Below are 20451 nucleotides of genomic sequence, written 5' to 3'. Positions count from 1 at the left end.
CGCAGCAGCGGATAGGCTTCGTCGCGTGCTGCTCTCCGATCGTGACCTCAGGGCCGAAATCAGCGCCGGCCGGTTGGGCATCGACCCCTACGACGACACGCTGGTGCAGCCCTCGAGCATCGACGTCCGACTCGACAGCTTGTTCCGGGTGTTCAACAACACCCGCTACACCCACATCGATCCCGCCAAGCAGCAGGACGAGCTGACGAGTCTGGTGGAGCCCGTCGAGGGGGAGCCGTTCGTCCTGCATCCGGGCGAGTTCGTGCTGGGCTCGACGCTGGAGCTCTTCACCCTGCCCGACGATCTCGCCGGACGTCTGGAGGGCAAGTCGTCGCTGGGTCGCCTCGGTCTGCTGACCCATTCGACCGCCGGCTTCATCGATCCGGGGTTCAGCGGTCACATCACTCTCGAGCTGTCCAACGTCGCCAACCTCCCGATCACGCTGTGGCCGGGCATGAAGATCGGTCAGCTGTGCATCCTGCGTTTGACGAGTCCGGCGGAACACCCCTACGGCAGCTCCCGCGTAGGGTCGAAGTATCAGGGTCAGCGGGGGCCGACTCCGTCGCGCTCCTACCAAAATTTCATAAGAACTACCTAAGTTCGGGGAGACTCTGGCACAGGCTGTTCGCGCGATAATTGACGAGTCCGTGGTTTCTCCTCCGCCCGACCATGGCCTGGCACGCAACATCTTTGGAGGGGTTGTTTTGGAAATCGTGCTTGGAGTGTCGATGGCACCCGCGTCGATCCAGATGGTCGTGCTCGAAGGCGAGAACGCCGACGGCGTCACCGTCGAGGAGGACGAGTTCGACGTCAGCGCCACCGACGACCCGGCCACCGCGCCCAACCAAGTGGTGGCGGCCATCCTGGGTACCCGCGAGGGGGCCGCGGACGCGGGACTCGAGGTGTCCGCTATCGGTGTGACCTGGACCGACAAGGTGGAAGCGGGCGCCTTGCGCGACGCCCTGGCCGCGCACAAGGTCGAGAACGTCATGCTGGTCTCGGCGTTTCTGGCCGCGACTGCATTGGCTCAAAATGTCGGCGCGGCAGTGGGTTACGAACGCACCGCGGTGCTTTTCGTCGAACCAGACACGGCGACGTTGGCGGTGGTCGACAGCTCCGACGGCTCCGTCACCGACGTCTACACGCAGCAGATCTACGCGCAGTCCTACGACGAGGCGACGGCGCAGCTCACCGGCATGGTCGCCGGCCTGGAGGCGCTCGAGTCGCCCCCGGAGGGCTTGTTCCTGGTCGGTTCGGGCGTCGACATCGCGCCGATCAAGCCGGCGCTCGAGTCGGCTACCACCCTCGACGTCAGCGCGCCCGAAGAGCCGGAGACGGCGCTGGCCCGCGGGGCGGCGCTGGCTTCGGCGAACGCGCCGTTGTTCTCGTCGTCCACGGCGGCGCTGGCCTATGCCCAAGACCCCGGCATCGGGACGATGGATCAGTACAGCCCGCCCGGCTACCTCAGCGTTCCGTTCGCCGCCGGGCTCGGCGAGGACGACCGCGCGTACAGCGCCGTGCCCGATGAGGATGCCGAGGCCCCGACCACCGTCATCGAAACGCTCTTCGACCCCGAATCGGTGCAACCGCGTCGGCGGCCGGTCCTGCTGATCGGCAGCGGGCTCGCGGTGGCCGGCATCAGCGCCGTGCTGGCGCTCGAGATTGCGCTGGCGGTCGGAATCCGCACGACGGGAAGCGTCGCCCTGCGTCCCACCCCCGCCCAAAACCTCATCGTCCCGACGCAACAGGCGCCCACGCCCGTAGGGGCGTTGGCCCAGAGGCTCGGCGTGCCGCAGCAGCTCGTGGCGCCAGGACCGGTGAACCCGCCGGTCCCCCTGCAACTACGCGCGGCTCCCGCCCCCGCAGCTGCGCCACTGCCCGCGGCGCCGCCGGTTCCCGCGCCTCCTGTCGCCGTCCCTGTCGTTCCGGCGCCGCGCCTTCCGGCGGCCCCCGTTCCCGTGGTCGTCCCGCCGGTGGTGACTCCCCCGGTGGCGCCAATTCCCCTGCCGCCGATACATGTGCCAGTCCCCACCCCGGTGGTGAGCCCCCCGGTTGTCGAGGCTCCGCCGCATCTGGTGGCACCGCAACCGGTCGCTCCCCAACTGCCCGTGCGCGTTCCGCAGCCGCAGTTGCCGTCGGAAGGCGGCGGCACGTTTCCTCATTCGCCGCCCCTACCGCTTCCCCCCGAACAAATCCCACTGCCCAAACCACTCAACCCGGGCCAGGGCGGAGGGCATATTCCGCTGCCGGGCAATGGTCCTGGCAGCGCCGGCGGCGGCGGTGGGCCGATCCACATCCCTGGCGGTGATCCGGGTGGTATCGGTGGCGAGCCCACCGGGCCCGGACCGTTCGGGGGTGGCGGTCATGGTGGCGGCGGGGGACCGTTTGGCGGGGGACCGTTCGGCGGTGGCGGGCCCATCGGCGGCGGTGAGTCCGCTGGCCCTGGACCGTTCGGGGGCGGCGGCGGCGCCTTCGGAGGCGGACCCTTCGGTGGCGGTAGCGGTCCGTTGGGCGGTGGTGGCGGCGGTAATGGGCCATTCGGCGGTGGCGGGGGCTTCGGCGGTGGCGGCGGTGGCTTCGGCGGTGGCGGCGGTGGCCACAGCGGCGGCGGGCACAGCGGCGGCCACAGGTAGCCCCCGTCCCGGCCGCTCGGATAACGTCGTCGAGCCCCGTGCCGCCCGGTTCGCTGCCGGATCGGCAGCTTCGCACGCTGACGGACGGAATTCTTGGTTCTTAGCCCATCCCGCAATGCCCGGAAGCGCGTAAGATCCGAAAAGTTATAGAACGCTGGCTAGCAAACCATGAAGGAGGGGCTATGGACACCGTACTTGGTGTTTCGATGGCGCCCACGGCAGTCCGTATGGTGCTGGTCGAAGGTGAAAACGGCGGCGGCGTCACGGTCGATGAGGACAATTTCGAGGTGCCCGCCGAGGACGATGCGGCAACGATCGCTGCGGCCGACCGCGTCGTCTCGGCGATCCTAGGGACGCGAGAGGGTGCGGCCGAGGGCGGTTATCAACTGGCATCGACCGGCGTCGCCTTCACGGACCCCATCGAGGCCGCGGCTCTGCGCGATGCGCTGGCGGCCCACAAGGTCGAGAACGTCATGCTGGTCTCGGCGTTTTTGGCTGCGGCGGCGCTCGCCCAAACCGTGGGCAACCAGACCAACTATGCGCGGACGGCGCTGCTGTACATCGAGCCCGACACCGCCACCCTGGCGGTCGTCGACACCGCGGACGGCTCGATCGTCGACGTGCATCGGCAGCCGCTACCCTCCGACGACGAAACAGCGGTAATGCAGCTGACATCGCTGGTCTCCGGGGCCGAGGCGTTGGAGGCGCATCCCGACGCAGTGTTTGTCGTCGGTTCCGGCGTCGACGTACCCATGATCATGTCGGCCTTGGAGTCGGCCACCACCCTGCCGTTGACGGCGCCCGAGGAGCCGGAAACCGCGTTGGCCCGGGGAGCCGCGCTGGCGTCGGCGAATGCCCCCCTGTTCGCGGCATCCACCGGCGCGATGGCCTACGCGCAAGATCCGGGCACCGGCTTCATCGACCCCGCCGCGGTGGCCCCCGGCTACTTCGAGGCCACCACGGACGCCGGCTCCGGTGGGCTCGCCTACAGCGCGCTCCCGGATGACTTCGGTGATGCCTATGCCGACGAGGCCGGCGTCCCGCCGGTCACGGGCGCTGGTTACCGCGGCCGCAGGTCGTTCTGGCTGGTTGGCAGCGGGGTAGCGGCGATTTTCATCGTCGGTATGGCGGCGCTGGTGGTTTCACTTGCGGTCGCCATCCGGCCGACGGCCGGGGTGCGCCCCGGTCCGCAACACCCGGTGGTCGCGCCGAGTCAGGCCGCTCCGCCACCAGCGGCGCCCGCGCCGACGCCCGTCGCCCCGGCTCCCGAACCGCCACCGGCTGCTGACCTGCCGACGCCGGCGCCGGCCCAGGCGCCCGAGGTTCCCGCGGCGATTCCTGAGGCGCCGCCGCCCGTGCAGACTCCCAGGGCGCCGGCGTACGTGCCGCCGCAACCGGTGTATGTGCCGTCGCAACCGGTGTACGTTCCGCCGCCGCCGGTCGCCGCGCCATCGCCGCTTCCGGCGGCCCCTGCACCCGACCCCTGCGGTCGCGGTCCACTGCACCGGTGTCACCCCTTCCAGCCCCACTAGTCGCCACTCGGTGGGGCCGCTCGGGCAGCTCGTCCCATTCAGGAAGGGCGGCGGACAAGGCGTAAACTCTGGGGAACTAGGGGACGTACGGGGGGACCGTCAGACTCGCAGCGATTGAGGGCACCAAAACCCCCGCCCCGAGTTCGACACCAGCAAACGACAATGGGGGAGCTTTGGACACCGTACTTGGTGTGTCGATGGCGCCGACGGCAGTCCGTTTGGTGCTGGTCGAAGGTGAAAACGGCGACGGAGCAACCGTCGAAGAAGACAACTTCGAGGTACCCGCCGAGGACGATGCGGCAACGATCGCTGCGGCCGACCAGGTGGTCTCGGCGATCCTGGGGACCCGAGAAGGCGCCGCCGAGGGCGGCTACCAACTCGCGTCGACCGGCGTGACGTTTACCGACTCCGTCGAAGCCGCGGCACTCCGGGACGCGCTGGCCGCCCACAAGGTCGAGAACGTGATGTTGGTCTCGGCGTTCCTTGCCGCGGCAGCTCTGGCCCAGACGGTCGGCAACCAGACCAACTATGCGCGCACGGCGCTGCTGTACGTCGAGCCCGATACCGCGACCCTGGCGGTCGTTGACTCGGCGGACGGATCGATCGTCGACGTTCAACGGCAGGCGCTGCCCGAGGACGACGAGACGGCGGTGACCGAGCTGGCCGCGCTGGTTTCCGGCGCCGAGGCGTTGGAGCCGCATCCCGACGCCGTCTTCGTTGTCGGTTCCGGCGTCGACATCCCGATGATCATGCCGGCGCTGGAGGCGGCCACGACCCTGCCGTTGACGGCGCCCGAGGAACCGGAAACCGCGTTGGCCCGGGGAGCTGCGCTGGCGTCGGCCAATGCCCCGCTGTTCGCGTCCACCGCCGCGCTCGCCTATGCGCAGGATCCGGGCACCGGCGCCATCGACTCGTTTGCTTTGACGCCCGGCAACTTCCAAGCTCCGGCCGACGCCGGGGCCACCGCCCTGGCTTATAGCGCATTCCCCGACGGTTTCGGGGATCCCTACGACGTCGACGATGCCGCCTCGGCGCAGCTCGTTGGCGCGGGCGAGCGCGACCGCAGGCCGCTATGGCTGGTGGGTAGCGCGGTGGCGGCAATCTTCGTCGTCGGTATGGCGGCGTTGGCCGCTTCGCTGGCCATCGCGATCCGGCCCACCGCCGGGGTGCGACCGGCTCCCGACCATCCCGTGGTCGCTCCCACCCAGGCCGCTCTGGCTCCGGCGGCTCCGGCTCAGGCGCCGGCGCCCGAGGCGCCGGCGCCGTTGGCCCCCGCGGCTCCGGCTCCGGCCTCGGCGCCCGAGGCTTCGGCGCCCGCGCCCGAGGCTTCGGCGCCCGCCCCTGGGGCTCCGGTGCCCGCACCGGTGGCCCAGGTTCCCGCCCCCGCGGCACCCGCTCCCGTTCCTGCGGCGCCGGCGCAGGCGCCGGTTCCCGGGGCCCCTGCGCCCGTTCTTCCGCCACCGATGGCACCCGTTCCGGTGCCCATCCCGCTCCCCATACCGGTTATCGGTGCCGCCCCGGGAAGCGGGTTCGGGCCCGGGTTCGGGCCCGGCGGCGGCGCCGGTGGCGGGCATGGTGGCGAAGGCCCCTTCGGCGGTGGTCCGTTTGGCGGTGGCCACGGTCCCTTCGGCGGCGGTCACGGCGGGTTCGGGCGCCACTAGCTGGCTGTTAGGGCCAGCTGTCATCTGCAGTTTGCCTACCGATCAGCGGCGCGATGCAGTCAGCTCATCGCGGCCACCTACACCGGTGGTATGCGATGCACCGTCTTCGGCACCGGCTACCTGGGTGCGACCCACGCGGCCGGGATGGCGGAATTGGGACACGAGGTTCTCGGCGTTGATATCGATGCGGGCAAAGTCGCCAAGCTGGCCGCCGGCGAGATTCCTTTCTACGAGCCCGGCCTGCGAAACTTGTTGACCGACAATCTCGCCGCCGGACGACTGCAGTTCACCACGGACTACGACATGGCCGCCGAGTTCGCCGACGTTCATTTTCTCGGTGTGGGAACGCCGCAAAAGAAGGGCGAATACGGGGCAGATCTGTGCCATGTCCACGCCGTCATCGACACGCTGGTGCCCCGCCTGACCCGGTCATCGGTGCTCATCGGCAAATCGACTGTCCCGGTGGGCACCGCGGCCGAGCTCAACCAACGGGCAGCCGCGCTCGCACCGGCGGGGGTCGATGTCGAAATCGCCTGGAATCCGGAGTTTCTGCGCGAGGGCTACGCCGTGCACGACACCCTGAATCCGGACCGCATTGTCCTTGGCATCCGACATGATTCGACGCGCGCCGAGGAGGCGGTACGTGAGCTGTACGGTCCGCTGCTGGATGCCGGTGTGCCGTTTCTGGTGACCGACTTGCAGACTGCCGAGTTGGTCAAGGTATCCGCCAATGCCTTTCTGGCGACCAAGATTTCATTCATCAATGCCATCTCCGAGGTGTGTGAGGCCGCGGGCGCCGACGTCAGCCTGTTGGCCGACGCTCTCGGGTACGATCCGCGGATCGGACGCCAATTCCTCAATGCCGGTCTGGGTTTCGGCGGTGGCTGCTTGCCCAAGGACATCCGCGCTTTCATGGCCCGCGCCGGCGAGCTGGGAGCCAATCAGGCCCTGACGTTCCTGCGTGAGGTGGACAGCATCAACATGCGCCGGCGAACCCGGATGGTCGAATTGACCACGACCGCGTGCGGCGGTTCGCTCCTGGGCGCGAACATCGCCGTCCTGGGGGCAGCGTTCAAGCCCGAATCGGATGATGTACGCGACTCGCCCGCGCTCAACGTCGCCGGCCAATTGCAGCTCAACGGCGCCACGGTCAACGTGTACGACCCGAAGGCGCTGGAAAACGCACAGCGACTTTTCCCGACGCTGAACTATGCGGTGTCGGTCGAAGAGGCCTGCGAGCGCGCGGATGCGGTGCTGGTGCTCACCGAATGGCGCCAGTTCATCGACCTCGATCCCAACGACTTGGCCGACCGCGTGCGGTCCCGGGTCGTCGTCGACGGCCGCAACTGCCTCGATGGTGCCCGTTGGGGGCAGGCGGGGTGGCGGATGTTCCGCCTCGGAGCACCCCGACCATAAAGGGCCCCTAACTCTGCCTAGCGCCGCCCGCGCACCGAAGGCCTCAGGGCTGCCCGGGGTTTCCCGGCGAGCCGATCAGCCCGCCGGCGCCGCCGGTCCCCGGCTTGCCCGGCGGCGTGCCGGGACCGGCATTACCGCCGTCACCGCCGGTACCGACCAGCACGGCGTCGCCGCCGTTACCGCCGTTACCGCCGGGCGCGCCCGCGACGAGGCCCGCCCCGCCGGCGCCGCCCTCACCGCCGTTGCCGATCACCCCGGCCTTACCGCCGTGCCCGCCGTTGCCGCCGATGGTCAGGCCCGCCCCGCCGGCCCCGCCGACCCCGGCGGAGCTTTCCAGCATGCCCGCATTGCCACCGATACCGCCGGCCCCGCCGGCGCCCCCGAGGCCGGCGCCGCCGGTGCCGCCCGCCCCGCCACCGCCCATCACGGGCCCGGCGCTGCCGCCGTTACCGCCTGCCCCGCCGGAGCCGCCGAGGCTGGCCCCGCCGTCGCCGCCGAGTCCGCCGTTGCCGGAGATTCCACGGGTGTCGCCGCCGGTACCGCCGGCGCCGCCGATGCCGCCGACGCCGCTGGCGGTGCCGCCGGACCCGCCGGCGCCGGCAGAGCCCTCAAAGATGCCGGAGACGCCGCCATCGCCGCCTCTTCCCCCGGCGGTGACCCCGCTGCCGCCGTGGCCGCCGGGTCCGCCGTTCCCCCAAATCGAGCCGGCCCCGCCGTGGCCGCCGGCACCGCCGTTGCCGGCATTGCCGACCCCACCTTCGCCGCCGGCCCCACCGGAGCCAAGGAACCCGGCATTGCCGCCGGCCCCCCCGCTACCCCCGTTGATGGCGCCGGCGCCACCGGCGCCGCCGGCGCCACCGGTGGGCTGCGTCGGTCCGCCGATGCCGCCGGTGCCGCCGAGGCTGACAAGTCCGGCGTTCCCGCCGGCCCCGCCATTCCCGCCGGACCCGAGCGATGACGAACCACCGGCGCCGCCGGTGCCGCCGGCGCCCAGCAGCCCACCGTTTCCGCCTGCACCGCCGTTCCCGGCGGCTTGAGCGAAGGTCGAGGACCCGCCGGCACCACCGGCCCCGCCGCCGCCGAACAGCGCGCCGGTCCCGCCCTTCCCGCCGTTGCCGGCCGGGCTAGTGGCGGTTGCGGCGCCGCCTGCTCCGCCGGCGCCGGCGGAGCCGAACAGGCCGGCGTCACCGCCGTTGCCGCCGTTTTGGCCGGGCGCGCCGGACCCGCCGGCCCCGCCGTTGCCGATCAAGATCCCGCCAGGTTGCCCGTTCTGCCCGGTCCCAGGGGCCCCGTTGGCGCCGTTGCCGATCATCGGGCGCCCGAACAGCGCCTCGGTCGGCGCATTGACGAAGCCCAACAGGGTGTCCTGGACATTGGCGGCCTCGGTGCCGGTGTACGCCGCCGCGCCCGCGCTCATGGTCTGCACAAACTGGTCGTGGAAGGCCGCGGCCTGAGTGCCCAGCTTTTGAAAGGCCTGCGCGTGGGCGGAAAACAGCGATGCGATAGCAGTCGACACCTCGTCGGCACCCGCGGCCAACAGGCCCGTGGTCGGGGCCGCGGCGGCCGCATGGGCCGCGCTGACCGTCGTACCGATACCGGCCAAATCCGAAGCCGCCGCACCCAGCGCCTCCGGTGCCGCGATCAAAAACGACATACCCACACCTTTCATCAGCTGATCACAGGCGAGGCTCGCCCCCGGTCACGATCGAAACAATCTCCCCGGACGGACGTTATCGTGATCGCCGGCTCCCCGGGCTGTCTTTCGCGCTTTCCGGGGGCGATGCGGGCCGGCGGGTAGCCTGACCTCCGTGGACCATGCCGCCGCGTTTCTCGCCGAGAACCGCGCTTTTGCGGAGCTCTTCCGCGATGTCGATGCGTCCGTTCCGGTGCCCACATGCCCGGGCTGGAGCCTGGCGCAACTGCTGCGGCACGTCGGGCGCGGGGACCGCTGGGCGGCGCAGATCGTGCGCCAGCGCCTCGACGCCTTCCTCGATCCCCGCGCGGTCGAGGGTGGCAAACCCCCGCCTGATCCCGCCGGTGCGATCTCCTGGTTGCACGGCGGAGCGCACGAGCTGGTGACGGCTGTCGAGGCGTGGTACCTGGAAACCCCGCCAACGCCGGTGTGGACCTTCCTCGGCCCGCGCCCGGCCGACTGGTGGATCCGGCGGCGCCTGCATGAGACCGTGGTGCACCGCGCCGACGCCGCCATTGCCACCGGGGCCGAGTTCAGGATCGAAGCCGATATCGCGGCCGACGGAATCACCGAATGGCTTGAGCGAGTTGCGATTCAGGCGGGGAGCGACGGGTCGCCACTCCCCCTCGCCCAAGGCAACACCCTCCACCTGCACGCCACCGACCCGGGGCTGGGCGACAGCGGCGAATGGACCGTCCGAGTCCAGGAGGGCGCCATCGTGTGGTCGCACGCCCACGGCAAGGGCAGCGCGGCGCTGCGCGGGGGCGCCGCCGAGCTGCTGCTGGCGCTCACGCGTCGGCTGCGTGTGAGCGACGCGGGAATCGAGCTGTTCGGCGACGACAAGGTGTGGCAGGACTGGCTGGACCGTACGCCTCTCTAGCCGGGCATGCACGCGGTAACTTGCTGACCATGAGCACTTCGGAGATCGCCACCGTGCTGGCGTGGCATGACGCCCTCAATGCCGGCGACCTGGACACCTTGGTGTTGTTGTCGAGCGACGACATCGAGATCGGCGACGCGAACGGCGCCGCACAGGGCCATCAGGCCCTCCGTAGTTGGGCCGGTTCGCGCGAGGGCACGGCGGAGCCGGGCCGGATGTACGTGCACGACGGCGTCGTGGTCGTCGAGCAAAAGGTCAGCACCCCGGACGGGGCCGTCTACAACGCGGCATCCGCATTCCGGGTGGTCCACGACCGTGTCACCTCGATATTCCGGCACGAGGACCTGGCGTCTGCCCTGGCGGCAACCGAGCTCACCGAGTCCGACTTCGTCAACTAGGGGGAATGCGAGTCCGTCATGCGCGGGATCATCTTGGCCGGGGGCTCGGGCACCCGTCTTCATCCGATCACGATCGGTATCAGCAAGCAGTTGCTGCCGGTCTACGACAAACCGATGATCTACTACCCGCTGTCCACGCTGATGATGGCCGGAATCCGCGACATTCTGGTGATCACCACGCCACACGACGCGGGCGGCTTTCAGCGCCTCCTCGGCGACGGTTCGCAATTCGGCATCAACCTCAGCTATGTGACGCAAGAGCGCCCCGACGGTCTCGCGCAAGCTTTCGTGTTGGGCGCCAACCACATCGGCAACGATGCGTCTGCACTGGTATTGGGGGACAACATCTTCTACGGTCCCGGCCTTGGCACCAACCTTAGACGCTTCCAAAGCGTAAGCGGCGGAGCAATTTTCGCGTATTGGGTGGCGAACCCGTCGGCGTACGGCGTAGTCGAATTCGGGCCCGACGGCATGGCGCTGTCGCTGGAGGAGAAGCCGGCCACCCCGAAGTCCAAGTACGCGGTACCAGGCCTGTATTTCTATGACAACGACGTGATCGAAATCGCCAAGAGCTTAAAGAAATCGGCGCGCGGCGAATACGAGATCACCGAAGTCAACCAAATCTATCTGAACCGGGGCAGGCTGGCGGTCGAGGTGCTGGCCCGTGGCACGGCCTGGCTCGACACGGGGACTTTCGACTCGCTGCTGGATGCCAGCGACTACGTCCGGACGCTGGAACGGAGGCAGGGACTGAAGGTCAGCGTTCCCGAGGAAGTCGCCTGGCGCCAGGGCTGGATCACCGACGACGAACTCGCGGCACGCGCCCGCGACCTGCTCAAGTCCGGATACGGCGGCTACTTGCTGGAGCTGTTGGAACGGAGTTGATGCCGGCGGGTTTGGCCAACACCGCGGCGATCGCCGTTGTCAACGGCACCGACAGCGCCAAAGCGATGCCGCCCACCGCCGAGCGGGTCAGCTCGATGGCCACACTTTCGCTCGTCACCACGTCACCCAGCGAGCGATTGGAGACGCTGAACAGCAGCAGCAGGGGGAGCGACGTGCCGGCGTAGGCCAGCATCAGGGTGTAGACCGTGCTGGCGATGTGGTCGCGGCCGACCCGGATCGCGCCCGTGAAGATGGCCCGCCGGGAGCCGCCGAGGTGGGCGAGCTCGAAGACCGTCGACGCCTGGGTGACGGTCACGTCATTCAGCACCCCGAGCGACCCGATGATGAACCCGGCGAGCAGCAACCCGCTGATGGACACGTTGCCCAAATAGGCCGACACCTGGCTGTTCTGGTCATCCGACAACCCGGTGAGGTGTGCTAAATCGACTGCGGCCCAGGATAATCCAGCCGCCAGCAGTAGCGACGACAAGGTGCCCAGCAGGGCGGCGCTCGTTCGCAGGTTGATGCCGTGGGCGAGGTATATCACCGCATAGAGGATCGCCGCCGACGACACCAGCGCGACGGGCACCGCGGGGGCGCCGCCGCGCAGCGCCGGCAGCAGGAACACCACCAGCACCGCGAACGCGACCACGATGCCGACCAGCGCAAGCAGCCCGCGCCAACGGGCCACCGCGACGATCACCACGGCGAATGCCAGCCCGAACGCGACCAGCTGCCAGCCGCGTTCGAAGTCGTAAAACGCGTAGTTGGTCGTGCCCTGGTCGTCGACCTGCCGGACGAGCCGCACGCGATCACCGGCCGCGAAGTGGGCCTGTCCCGGGCCCGGAGAGGATTCCAACAGCGTGTCGGCGCCGGCGTTCGGCCCGGAATCGATCGCCATCAGTGTTTGTACGCACCGCCCGGCGCCGGGGGCCGCCGGTTTGGGGGCCGTGGTGAGCACCTGACCCGCCGACGCGCTGCCGCAGTCGCCCAGCGCGCTGGACAGAACGTGCCCCCGTTGGGTGCTCACCGAACCGCCGGAGGAGTTCTGGAACGGCAGCGGGATGTCGACGTGCTGCCTGCTCGGCCACAGCCAGGCCGCACCGGCTACCACTGCCGCACCGATCAAGACCAGCAACCCGATGACAATCTTGGCGGGCAGGGGAGCCGGCGGAGACGGTCCCGACGACAGCGTGTGCGAATGCGAGTGCGTCACCCGGTCGAGGGTAAAGGGCGCCGCGACCCGCGTACTGATGCGTGGGGCAGTCTGGTGCCAAATCGCCAAACCGACACATCAATGGGCCGGGAAATTCCACACCACCATCGACGACTCATTTCACGGAGTCGTGGGCGAACGCGTATACACCTGCGTAGAGGGTGGCCCGTTCCCAACACATGTGAGTCGGTGCGCTTGCTGCAACGCCCGCGGCCTATACCGCCGCGTCAAGTGGCGGAATTGACCCGAAATTGCCGATCGACCAGCCATCAACGCAAGCGAGCCGACCACGCCACACAGCTTGCGTCAACGGCTCTGCGCCGCCAACGAAGGCCTGCGCATGGCGCAAGTGAATATGTCGGGGAGTCGGAGGCGGTGTTTTGGATGCCCTACTCTCCTTGACTTCTTTCTCTGCATTCGCCAACTGTGGTCGGTAAAGATCCGCGAAACTCTGCGCAGCGGCTCGGTCCGAGTGGGGGCTCAGCGTGCTTTCGTCAGTGATGTTTTTGATGAGCAGTCGGTAGAATTGTGCCGTGGAAATCAACATTCCCGAAACGACACAGCCACCGACATACAACGTCACTCCGATCTCCGCCGCGTCTACAACATTGAGGAAATGGACTAGACGCATGAGCTCGGGGTCAAACGGTCGGGTCGTTTCCCGCTCCTCGCGAAGGAAGGTAGCCTCCGCCTCGCTGATGGCCGCTGACGACCCTGGTCCTTCTTCAGTCATGTACTCACTCGATCTCTTAGGAGTAGCGGCTCAAACTCCTTGAACGACTCGACCACTTCCCTGGTTTGCGCCGGTAGCGAAGCGTTCGTATGGAGCTCTAAGATCGTTTGATAGACGCTTGTAACCGACGCGGCGGTCACCGATGGTGACGTGGGTATCGGTCCGCCAAATAAGGATCTGGGCTCGACATGGTGCTCGATCCATCGCCTAATGAGGGCGGTCGTCTTGATGTTCTCCTGTGCAGCCCGCTCGCGGACCCGTTGAAGTACCTCAGCCGGCAACCGCACGGTAATCCCAACCATCGGCGACTGGACGATCTCATCGTCGAGTTCAGCGTCGACGATTTCTGCACTCGTGTCAGTGTTGTCATAGTATTCGCGTAATTCTTTCAATTTCTTCTTATTCATGTGCTCTACCTCGCTTTCTTTCTGAACTCTCGCTTTTCCGCGTCGACCATGTCTCGTGCGGTCACGATGTACATTCCGCCATCCAGGGCCTAAGAGGTCACTACGAAGAGGTATCGACCGGCTTGGCTCTGACCGTAGAAAAGCATCGTGTCGCTCCGCCCCCGCTTCTTCAGGCGTGGGCGGGTATAGATTGCCTCTTCCACTTCGTGCGGTGACACGTCGTGTTCGGCGATATGGTCTTCGCTCTCCTCGGTCCAGGTGATCGGAGGCAGCACACTTAGCAAGTGTAACGCGTTGCGTTACGAAATGTTCCCTCGGGTCTGTGACGAGCACAAATCGACTGGGGTTAGAGGGCGTCGGGCTGGCACTCGCCTACTGGCGATAGCTGGTCAAGAAGTTGCCGAGCCGTTCGATCGCGGCCGCGAGATCACGCGACCACGGCAAGGTCACAAGGCGCAGGTGGTCCGGCTCCGGCCAATTGAACCCGGTGCCCTGGGTGACGAGAATCTTCTCCGAGAGCAACAGGTCGAGAACGAGTTGCTCGTCGTCCTCGATGTCGTAGACCTCGGGGTCGAGCCGCGGGAACGCATACAGGGCGCCCTCGGGTTTGACGCACGAAACCCCGGGAATCTCGTTGAGCTTCGTCCAGGCCACGTCGCGCTGCTCGAGCAGCCGCCCGCCGGGTAGCACCAGGTCTTCGATGCTCTGGTGGCCGCCGAGCGCGACCTGTATTGCGTGTTGCGCCGGCACGTTCGGGCACAGCCGCATGTTGGCCAGCAAGCTGATTCCCTCGATGAAGCTCTCGGCGTGGTCCTTGGGGCCGGTGACGGCCAGCCAGCCGGCTCGGTAGCCGGCGACGCGATAGGCCTTCGACAGGCCGTTGAAAGTCAGACACAGCATGTCGGGCGCGAGCGAGGCCACATTGATGTGCTTGGCGTCGTCGTAGAGGATCTTGTCGTAGATCTCGTCGGCCAGCAGCAACAGCTGGTGCTTGCGTGCCAGCTCGACCATCTGAGTGAGGACCTCGCGGCTGTACACGGCGCCGGTCGGGTTGTTCGGGTTGATCACCACCAGCGCCTTGGTTCGCTCGGTGATCCGGGATTCCAAATCGGCGATATCGGGCTGCCAGTTCTGGGTCTCGTCGCACAGATAGTGCACCGGGGTACCTCCGGCCAGGGAGGTCGACGCCGTCCACAGCGGGTAGTCGGGCGCCGGGATCAACACCTGATCGCCGTTGTCGAGCAGCGCTTGCAGCGTCATCGTGATCAGCTCGGAGACGCCGTTGCCCAGGTACACGTCGTCGACGTCGAACCGGGGAAATCCGTCGACCAGCTCGTAGCGGGTCACGACCGCCCGCCGCGCCGGCAGGATGCCCTGCGAGTCGGAGTAGCCCTGGGCGTACGGCAGGGCCTGGATCATGTCGCGCATGATCACGTCGGGCGCCTCGAACCCGAATGGCGCCGGATTGCCGATGTTGAGCTTGAGAATGCGGTGCCCCTCGGCTTCCAGCCGCGCGGCATGCTGGTGCACCGGTCCGCGGATTTCGTACAGGACGTCCTGCAGCTTGGACGACTGCGCGAACGCGCGCTGCCGGTGGTGCCCGCCGTGATGGCCGGAGCCGTGCGCGGGCAGCTGGTGAGTAGTCACCTCACCTATGGTGCCATCGTTGTCCACCGGAATTTGCTGAACGACCTCAATCTGTGATCAGCGCTTGCCCGGTGGGCGCGCACCGCGTGCGATGCCCAAGCCTTTTACGGGTGCCGCCGGCGGTGCCGCGTCGCCGTCGGGGTGCGCCGACGGCTCCGGCTTTTGCTCGGGCTCTGTCTTGGCCTCCGGTTGCTCGGCCGGGGCCTCGGTTGCCACAGCCTTTTCCGCGGCCGCCGGGGCCGCGGATTTCTTGGCGCCGGGTCGCTTGGCGCCGGCGGCGATGCCGAGCCCCTTCACCGGCGCGGCGGGCGCCGCGGGCGCCTTGGTTTGTGCGGCCGGTTCGGCAGGCTCGGCGGGCGCCTCGGTTGCCTTGGCGGCCGGTGCGGCCTTCTTGGCGCCGGGTCGCTTCGCGCCCGCGGCCAGGCCGAGCCCCTTCGCGGGCGCGGCGGGCGCCGCCGGAGCACTTGTTTCGGCGGGCGGCTCGGCCGGCGCCTCGGTTGCCTTCGCCGCGGGCGCGGCCTTCTTGGCGCCCGGGCGCTTGGCGCCGCCGGCGATGCCCAAACCCTTGGCCGGCGCGGGAGACGCGGCCTTGGCCGGCTCCGGCTCGGCGGCCTTGGCGGGCGCGGGCTCCTCGGCCTTGGCCGGCGCCTCGGCGGGCGCGGCCGGAGCGGCGGCCTTGGGCGCAGCGGCGGCCCGCTTTTCCGCCTCCTTGGCGGCCGTGCCCTTCGCCGGCAGCGTCGCCTTGTCGTATTCGAGCGAACCGAGCAGCACCTGCGCCACGTCGAGCACCTCGACGCCGCTGCGACCGGCTTCTTCCTGGCGGTCGTTGACGCCGTCGGTGACCATCACCCGGCAGAAGGGGCATCCGGTGGCGATCGTGGCGGCGTTGGTGGCCAGTGCCTCGTCGACGCGCTCGTGGTTGATCCGCTTGCCGATGTGCTCTTCCATCCACATGCGCGCACCGCCCGCGCCGCAGCAGAAGCTGCGTTCGGCGTGGCGGGGCATTTCGGTGAGTTTTGCGCCCGCGGCGCCGATCAGCTCACGCGGCGCCTCGTACACCTTGTTGTGTCGGCCCAGGTAACACGGGTCGTGGTAGGTGACGTCCTGCGAGACCGGGGTGACGGGCACCAATTTCTGGTCGCGGACCAGCCGGTTGAGCAGCTGGGTGTGGTGCAACACGGTGTAGTTGGACCCCAGCTGCCGGTACTCCCTACCGAGGGTGTTGAAGCAGTGCGGGCAGGTGACGACGATCTTGCGGTCGACGGTCTCCACACCCTCGAACACCCCATCCAGGGTTTCGACGGCTTGGGCCGCCAGCTGCTGGAACAGGAACTCGTTGCCCGATCGGCGCGCGGAGTCGCCGTTGCAGGATTCGCCGGTCCCCAGCACCAGGTACTTCACGCCGGCGATGGCGAGCAGTTCGGCGACGGCCTTGGTGGTCTTCTTCGCCTTGTCGTCATAGGCGCCCGCGCAGCCCACCCAGAACAGGTACTCGAAGCCGTCGAAGCTGTCGACGTCCTCGCCGTAGACGGGGACGTCGAAGTCGACCTCGTTGATCCAGCTGGTCCGGTCCGAGGCGTTCTGGCCCCACGGGTTGCCCTTGGTTTCCAAGTTCTTGAACAGCGTGGACAGCTCGGACGGGAATTCCGACTCCATCATGACCTGGTAGCGGCGCATGTCGACGATGTGGTCGACGTGCTCGATGTCCACCGGGCACTGCTCGACGCAGGCGCCGCAGGTCACACAGGACCACAGCACGTCGGGGTCGATGACGCCGCCCTGTTCGAGGGTGCCGACCAGCGGCCGGGTTGCCTGCTCCGGACCGGAGCCCATGACTCGGCCGAAGCCCGACTCGGGTACGTGATGCTCCTCGGCAGCCTTCTCGCCGCCCAGTTCCTCGCCGATCCCACCCTCGGGGGTGTTCTCGAGGGGTGTCTCCTTGTCGCCCAGGATGTAGGGCGCTTTGGCCATCCAGTGGTCGCGCAGGTCCATGATGACGAGCTTGGGGGAGAGCGGCTTTCCGGTGTTCCAGGCCGGGCACTGCGACTGACAGCGTCCGCACTCCGTGCAGGTCGCGAAGTCGAGCATGCCCTTCCAGGTGAAGTCCTCGATCTTGCCGCGCCCGAATTGCGCGTCGTCAGGCGGGTTTTCGAAGTCGATCGGCTTGCCGCCGGACTCCACCGGCAGCAGCGGGCCCAGGCCGTCGGGCAGCCGCTTGAACGTGACGTTGATCGGCGCCAGGAAGATGTGCAGGTGCTTGGAGTGCAGAACGATCAGCAGGAAGGCCAGCATGACGGCGATGTGCAGCAGCAGGGCGGTCGTCTCGATGTATTCGTTGGCCGGCTCACCGAGCGGGCGCAGGATTGCGCCGAACAGGTGCGACAGGAACGCCGGCTTGCCGTAGGGCAGCGTGCCGTTGTTGACCGCGGACCCGCGGACCAGCACGTACGTCCAGATGACGTTGAAGATCATGAACAAGATCAGCCACGCACCGCCGGTGTGCGAGCCGTAGAAACGCGACTGGCGGCCGTACTCTTTCGGCTCGCTGCGCAGCCGGATGATGGCGAAGGTCGTGATGCCGAGGAAGACGGCGGTCGCGAAGAAGTCCTGCAGGAAGCCCAGCGCGTCCCACCGCCCGATGATCGGGATGTGGAAGTTCGCCTGGAAGAGGAAGCCGTACGCCTCGATGTAGACCGTGAGCAGGATGAAGAAGCCCCACATTGTGAAGAAGTGGGCCAGGCCCGGGATCGACCACTTCAGCAGCCGGCGCTGCCCGAAGACCTCGGCGATCTGCGTCCAGATCCGGGTGCCGAGGTTGTCGGTGCGTCCGGTGGCCGGCTGGCCGGACATGATCAGCTTGTACAGCCACAGGACCCGCCGTACGGCGAGTACGAGCACGACCACCGTCATGCCCATGCCAATTAACAGTCTGATGAGCATCTGCGTGGTCACAGAAGATTTCTCCCATGCATCGTCAAACAGCGCGTTTTTGCCTGCTTAGGCCCAGCTCATAGTGACACCCGCCCGACTTTCGGTGCCAGGTAGGTGGACCTAACCGAACGGCGGGACCGGTACCGGCAGCGGCAGCGGCCGTTGTCGAGTGGGGGTCGGCGCCGCGGTGGTCGGCGCCGCGGTGGTCGGCGCGGCGGTCGTGGTCGGCGCCGCTGTCGTGGTCGGTGGCGCGCTGGTCGTGGTCGGCGGCGCCGTCGTCGTGGTGGGCGCGGGTTGGCTGGTGGTCGCGGGTGGGGGCGGCGGCGCGGAGGACGACGGTGGCGGCGGTGGCGGCGGGATCACCGTCACGGTGGTGCTGTTGTCGGGGCCGGTGATGGTCACCGTTTGCGACGTTTGCGGGGGCGCCGGCTGACCCGGCGGGGTGGTGTTGACGGGATTGGTCTTGTTGTGGCCGAGCGTCAGCCCCAACAACACCGCCACGAGCACGGCCGCGGCCGCGCCGACCACGCTCAACACCAGCGCGGTGCGCTTGTACCACGGCAGCCGCGCGTCCTCGGCGGCGTACCGGTCGCCGTCCGGATGGCCCGAAGTCGCCGGCTCCCTGGCGTATTCGCCCGTCATGTCGGGACCGGTGTACGGCACCGGCTCGGCCGCATCGTCGGCGTCCTCCGACCAGGCCATGGGGCGCGCCTCGGCGACTCGGGCGGTGTCAACCATTTCGGTCGGGGTCTCGACCAGCGGGCTCGCGGCGGTCGCGAAGCCCGCGGAGCCTTGTTGCTGGCCGAGCACCGCAGCGCCCAGGGCGGCGCTGGCGGCGGGTTGGGCAGCGCTGTGGATCGGTACCTGCAGACCGGCCAGTCGCGTGGCGAGCAGCGGGATGCCGGCACCGCCGCCGACCATCGCCACGGCCGCCAGCGCAGATCGGGGAAGTCCCTTGCGCTGCAGCACATCTTCGAGATTGCTGAGGAACCGGTCCAGCGGTCCGGAGATCAGGTGCTCTAAATCGGTCCGCGACAGCGCAATATCGCCGGAACCCGTCGCGATCGTGGCCGCCGTCGCCGTCGACAGCCGCTCCTTGGCGCGGCGACACTCGCCGATCAGACGGGTTTGTCCGCCGATGCGGCTGGTGCTCGCAAGGTCCGCCGTTGTGACGCCGGACGCGGCCGTCCGCACGTGGTCGGCGATGAGCTGATCGATCAGGTCGCCGGAAAAATCGGCGTATCGCACCGACGGGCCGATTTGCTGAAAGTTCGACGAGGCGTTAGCCGCGGTGATGGTCGTGCCGCCCGCGCCGAAATCGCACAGCGCGACGACGCCCTCGGTGGGGAATCCCGGTTCTGCGCCCAGCACGGCGAGCGCCGCCGCGGCGTCGGAGATCAAATTCGGCGGCTCCCCGCCCCGCGCTAGATCCTGCTGGGCGAAAAACTCCTCGCGCAGCGCGTCGGCCTGGGACTCGGACCAGTACGCGGGAACGGCGACCGTCACCGGTGTGCCGTTCCCCACCGTGCGTGCCATCGCCTCGATCGCTTCGACCGTCAGCACCGCGCCCGGGTACTTCGTCCCGTCGGCCGCCACCAGCGGACTCCGGTCGCCAACCCGCTCGACGAATCCCCGCAGCACCAAGCCGGGTTCGGTCAGATTTGGGTTTTCTTCCGGCAGCCCGACCTCGGTCGGCCTGTGCTCGAACAGCGTCAACACCGAACTTCGGATCACCGGGGTGCCACCTGCGCGGACCGCGACCAGGTTGGCCATCCCGATCGACAACCCGAGCGCCTCGCTCATATCGCACACCCCTGTGTCTGTTGGATTCCAGCGAGTCTAGGAGCAAGCCCGATCACGGCCGCGGCGCTGAGGTGATCAGTAATCGGGCATGCCGGGCGGAAGCGTGATCGCGGGCATCCCGGGAACGTTGATGACCGACGGCAACGACGGCAGATGGTGCCGATGCGTTGGCGGCTGCTGGGTGGGCTGGCGTGTCGGCTGCTGGGTCGGCCCCTGCGTCGGCTGCTGCGCCGGCGACTCGACCGGGGTGCTCGTGGGCGGCGGCGCGGGCGATTCGGTGGTCGTCGGCGGAGCCGTGGTGGCCGACGTCGTCGGGGTCGTGCTGCTGGGGGCCGGGCTGGTTCCTTCGCCCCCGTGAATCAGGTCCATGACGCCGTAAACGATGAGGCCGATCAGAATGAGGACGACGATCAGCCAGGCGATGAGCCCGACCGGCTTGCGATACCAGGGCGTCGGCTCGGTGGCCTGGTCGAAGGGATCCAAAGACTCGGGCGGCTCCGGTTGCCCGGGCGGGGTTTCCTGCTGCTCGCCAACACCGTATTCGGCGTACCGCGTCCGCTGATCCTGGAAGTCATTCGGTGGGCCATTGCTTGCCACGGCACCGATGGTACTGACG

Annotated in this window: 16 protein-coding genes; 8 read left to right on the top strand and 8 right to left on the bottom strand. The window is 68.5% G+C overall.

Annotated features, from left to right (window positions below):
• Positions 1-25 precede the first annotated feature (25 nt).
• From dcd to JO059_RS13245, 5 genes are all read left to right on the top strand, one after another.
• Positions 26-598 (top strand): dCTP deaminase, encoded by a 573-nt coding sequence (dcd, locus tag JO059_RS13265; protein WP_293319366.1) that lies wholly within the window; start codon positions 26-28, stop codon positions 596-598.
• A gap of 130 nt (positions 599-728) precedes the next feature.
• Entirely contained in the window at positions 729-2633 is a 1905-nt protein-coding gene (locus JO059_RS13260; protein WP_293319363.1) for a hypothetical protein, read from the top strand.
• 182 nt (positions 2634-2815) lie between these two features.
• Entirely contained in the window at positions 2816-4165 is a 1350-nt protein-coding gene (locus JO059_RS13255; protein ID WP_293319362.1) for a hypothetical protein, read from the top strand.
• Between the two features lie 197 nt (positions 4166-4362).
• Positions 4363-5826: a hypothetical protein gene (locus JO059_RS13250; RefSeq protein ID WP_293319361.1), complete on the top strand. Its 1464-nt coding sequence runs from the start codon at positions 4363-4365 to the stop codon at positions 5824-5826.
• Positions 5827-5916: 90 nt separating this feature from the next.
• Positions 5917-7242 carry a UDP-glucose/GDP-mannose dehydrogenase family protein gene (locus tag JO059_RS13245; RefSeq protein ID WP_293319360.1) on the top strand — a complete coding sequence of 442 codons (1326 nt, stop codon included), beginning with the start codon at positions 5917-5919 and terminating at the stop codon, positions 7240-7242.
• 43 nt (positions 7243-7285) lie between these two features.
• Here JO059_RS13245 and JO059_RS13240 read toward each other — a convergent pair whose 3' ends face one another.
• Positions 7286-8896: a PE family protein gene (locus JO059_RS13240; protein ID WP_293319359.1), complete on the bottom strand. Its 1611-nt coding sequence runs from the start codon at positions 8894-8896 to the stop codon at positions 7286-7288.
• 154 nt (positions 8897-9050) lie between these two features.
• Between JO059_RS13240 and JO059_RS13235 the strand changes: the two genes are divergently transcribed.
• The 3 genes from JO059_RS13235 to rfbA are packed head-to-tail and all read left to right on the top strand — an operon-like array spanning position 9051 to position 11098.
• Complete coding sequence (locus tag JO059_RS13235) at positions 9051-9815, top strand: maleylpyruvate isomerase family mycothiol-dependent enzyme (RefSeq protein WP_293319358.1); 765 nt, start codon at positions 9051-9053, stop codon at positions 9813-9815.
• A 29-nt stretch (positions 9816-9844) separates the two neighbouring features.
• Entirely contained in the window at positions 9845-10213 is a 369-nt protein-coding gene (locus tag JO059_RS13230; protein WP_293319357.1) for a nuclear transport factor 2 family protein, read from the top strand.
• Positions 10214-10231: 18 nt separating this feature from the next.
• Entirely contained in the window at positions 10232-11098 is an 867-nt protein-coding gene (gene rfbA, locus JO059_RS13225; RefSeq protein ID WP_293319356.1) for a glucose-1-phosphate thymidylyltransferase RfbA, read from the top strand.
• Here rfbA and JO059_RS13220 read toward each other — a convergent pair.
• The 7 genes from JO059_RS13220 to JO059_RS13190 all read right to left on the bottom strand — a co-directional run bounded on the left by JO059_RS13220 (position 11049) and on the right by JO059_RS13190 (position 20432).
• Positions 11049-12314: a YibE/F family protein gene (locus JO059_RS13220; protein WP_293319354.1), complete on the bottom strand. Its 1266-nt coding sequence runs from the start codon at positions 12312-12314 to the stop codon at positions 11049-11051. The two genes, rfbA and JO059_RS13220, sit on opposite strands and share 50 nt — an antisense overlap.
• Positions 12315-12528: 214 nt before the next feature.
• Entirely contained in the window at positions 12529-13047 is a 519-nt protein-coding gene (locus tag JO059_RS13215) for a hypothetical protein (protein ID WP_293319352.1), read from the bottom strand.
• On the bottom strand, positions 13044-13454 hold the full coding sequence (locus JO059_RS13210) for a hypothetical protein (protein WP_293319350.1): 411 nt from the start codon (positions 13452-13454) through the stop codon (positions 13044-13046). The genes JO059_RS13215 and JO059_RS13210 overlap by 4 nt, the downstream gene beginning before the upstream one ends.
• A 372-nt stretch (positions 13455-13826) precedes the next feature.
• Positions 13827-15128 carry a pyridoxal phosphate-dependent aminotransferase gene (locus tag JO059_RS13205; protein ID WP_293319348.1) on the bottom strand — a complete coding sequence of 434 codons (1302 nt, stop codon included), beginning with the start codon at positions 15126-15128 and terminating at the stop codon, positions 13827-13829.
• Positions 15129-15158: 30 nt separating this feature from the next.
• Positions 15159-18053: a (Fe-S)-binding protein gene (locus JO059_RS13200; RefSeq protein ID WP_293319346.1), complete on the bottom strand. Its 2895-nt coding sequence runs from the start codon at positions 18051-18053 to the stop codon at positions 15159-15161.
• Between the two features lie 99 nt (positions 18054-18152).
• Positions 18153-19835 (bottom strand): Hsp70 family protein, encoded by a 1683-nt coding sequence (locus JO059_RS13195; protein WP_293319344.1) that lies wholly within the window; start codon positions 19833-19835, stop codon positions 18153-18155.
• A gap of 75 nt (positions 19836-19910) precedes the next feature.
• Positions 19911-20432 (bottom strand): hypothetical protein, encoded by a 522-nt coding sequence (locus tag JO059_RS13190; protein ID WP_293319342.1) that lies wholly within the window; start codon positions 20430-20432, stop codon positions 19911-19913.
• Positions 20433-20451: the final 19 nt, after the last annotated feature.

Origin of the sequence: Mycobacterium sp., from assembly GCF_019247615.1 — a bacterium.
GTDB lineage: Bacteria > Actinomycetota > Actinomycetes > Mycobacteriales > Mycobacteriaceae > Mycobacterium.
This window is presented reverse-complemented; position numbering and strand designations above follow the sequence as displayed.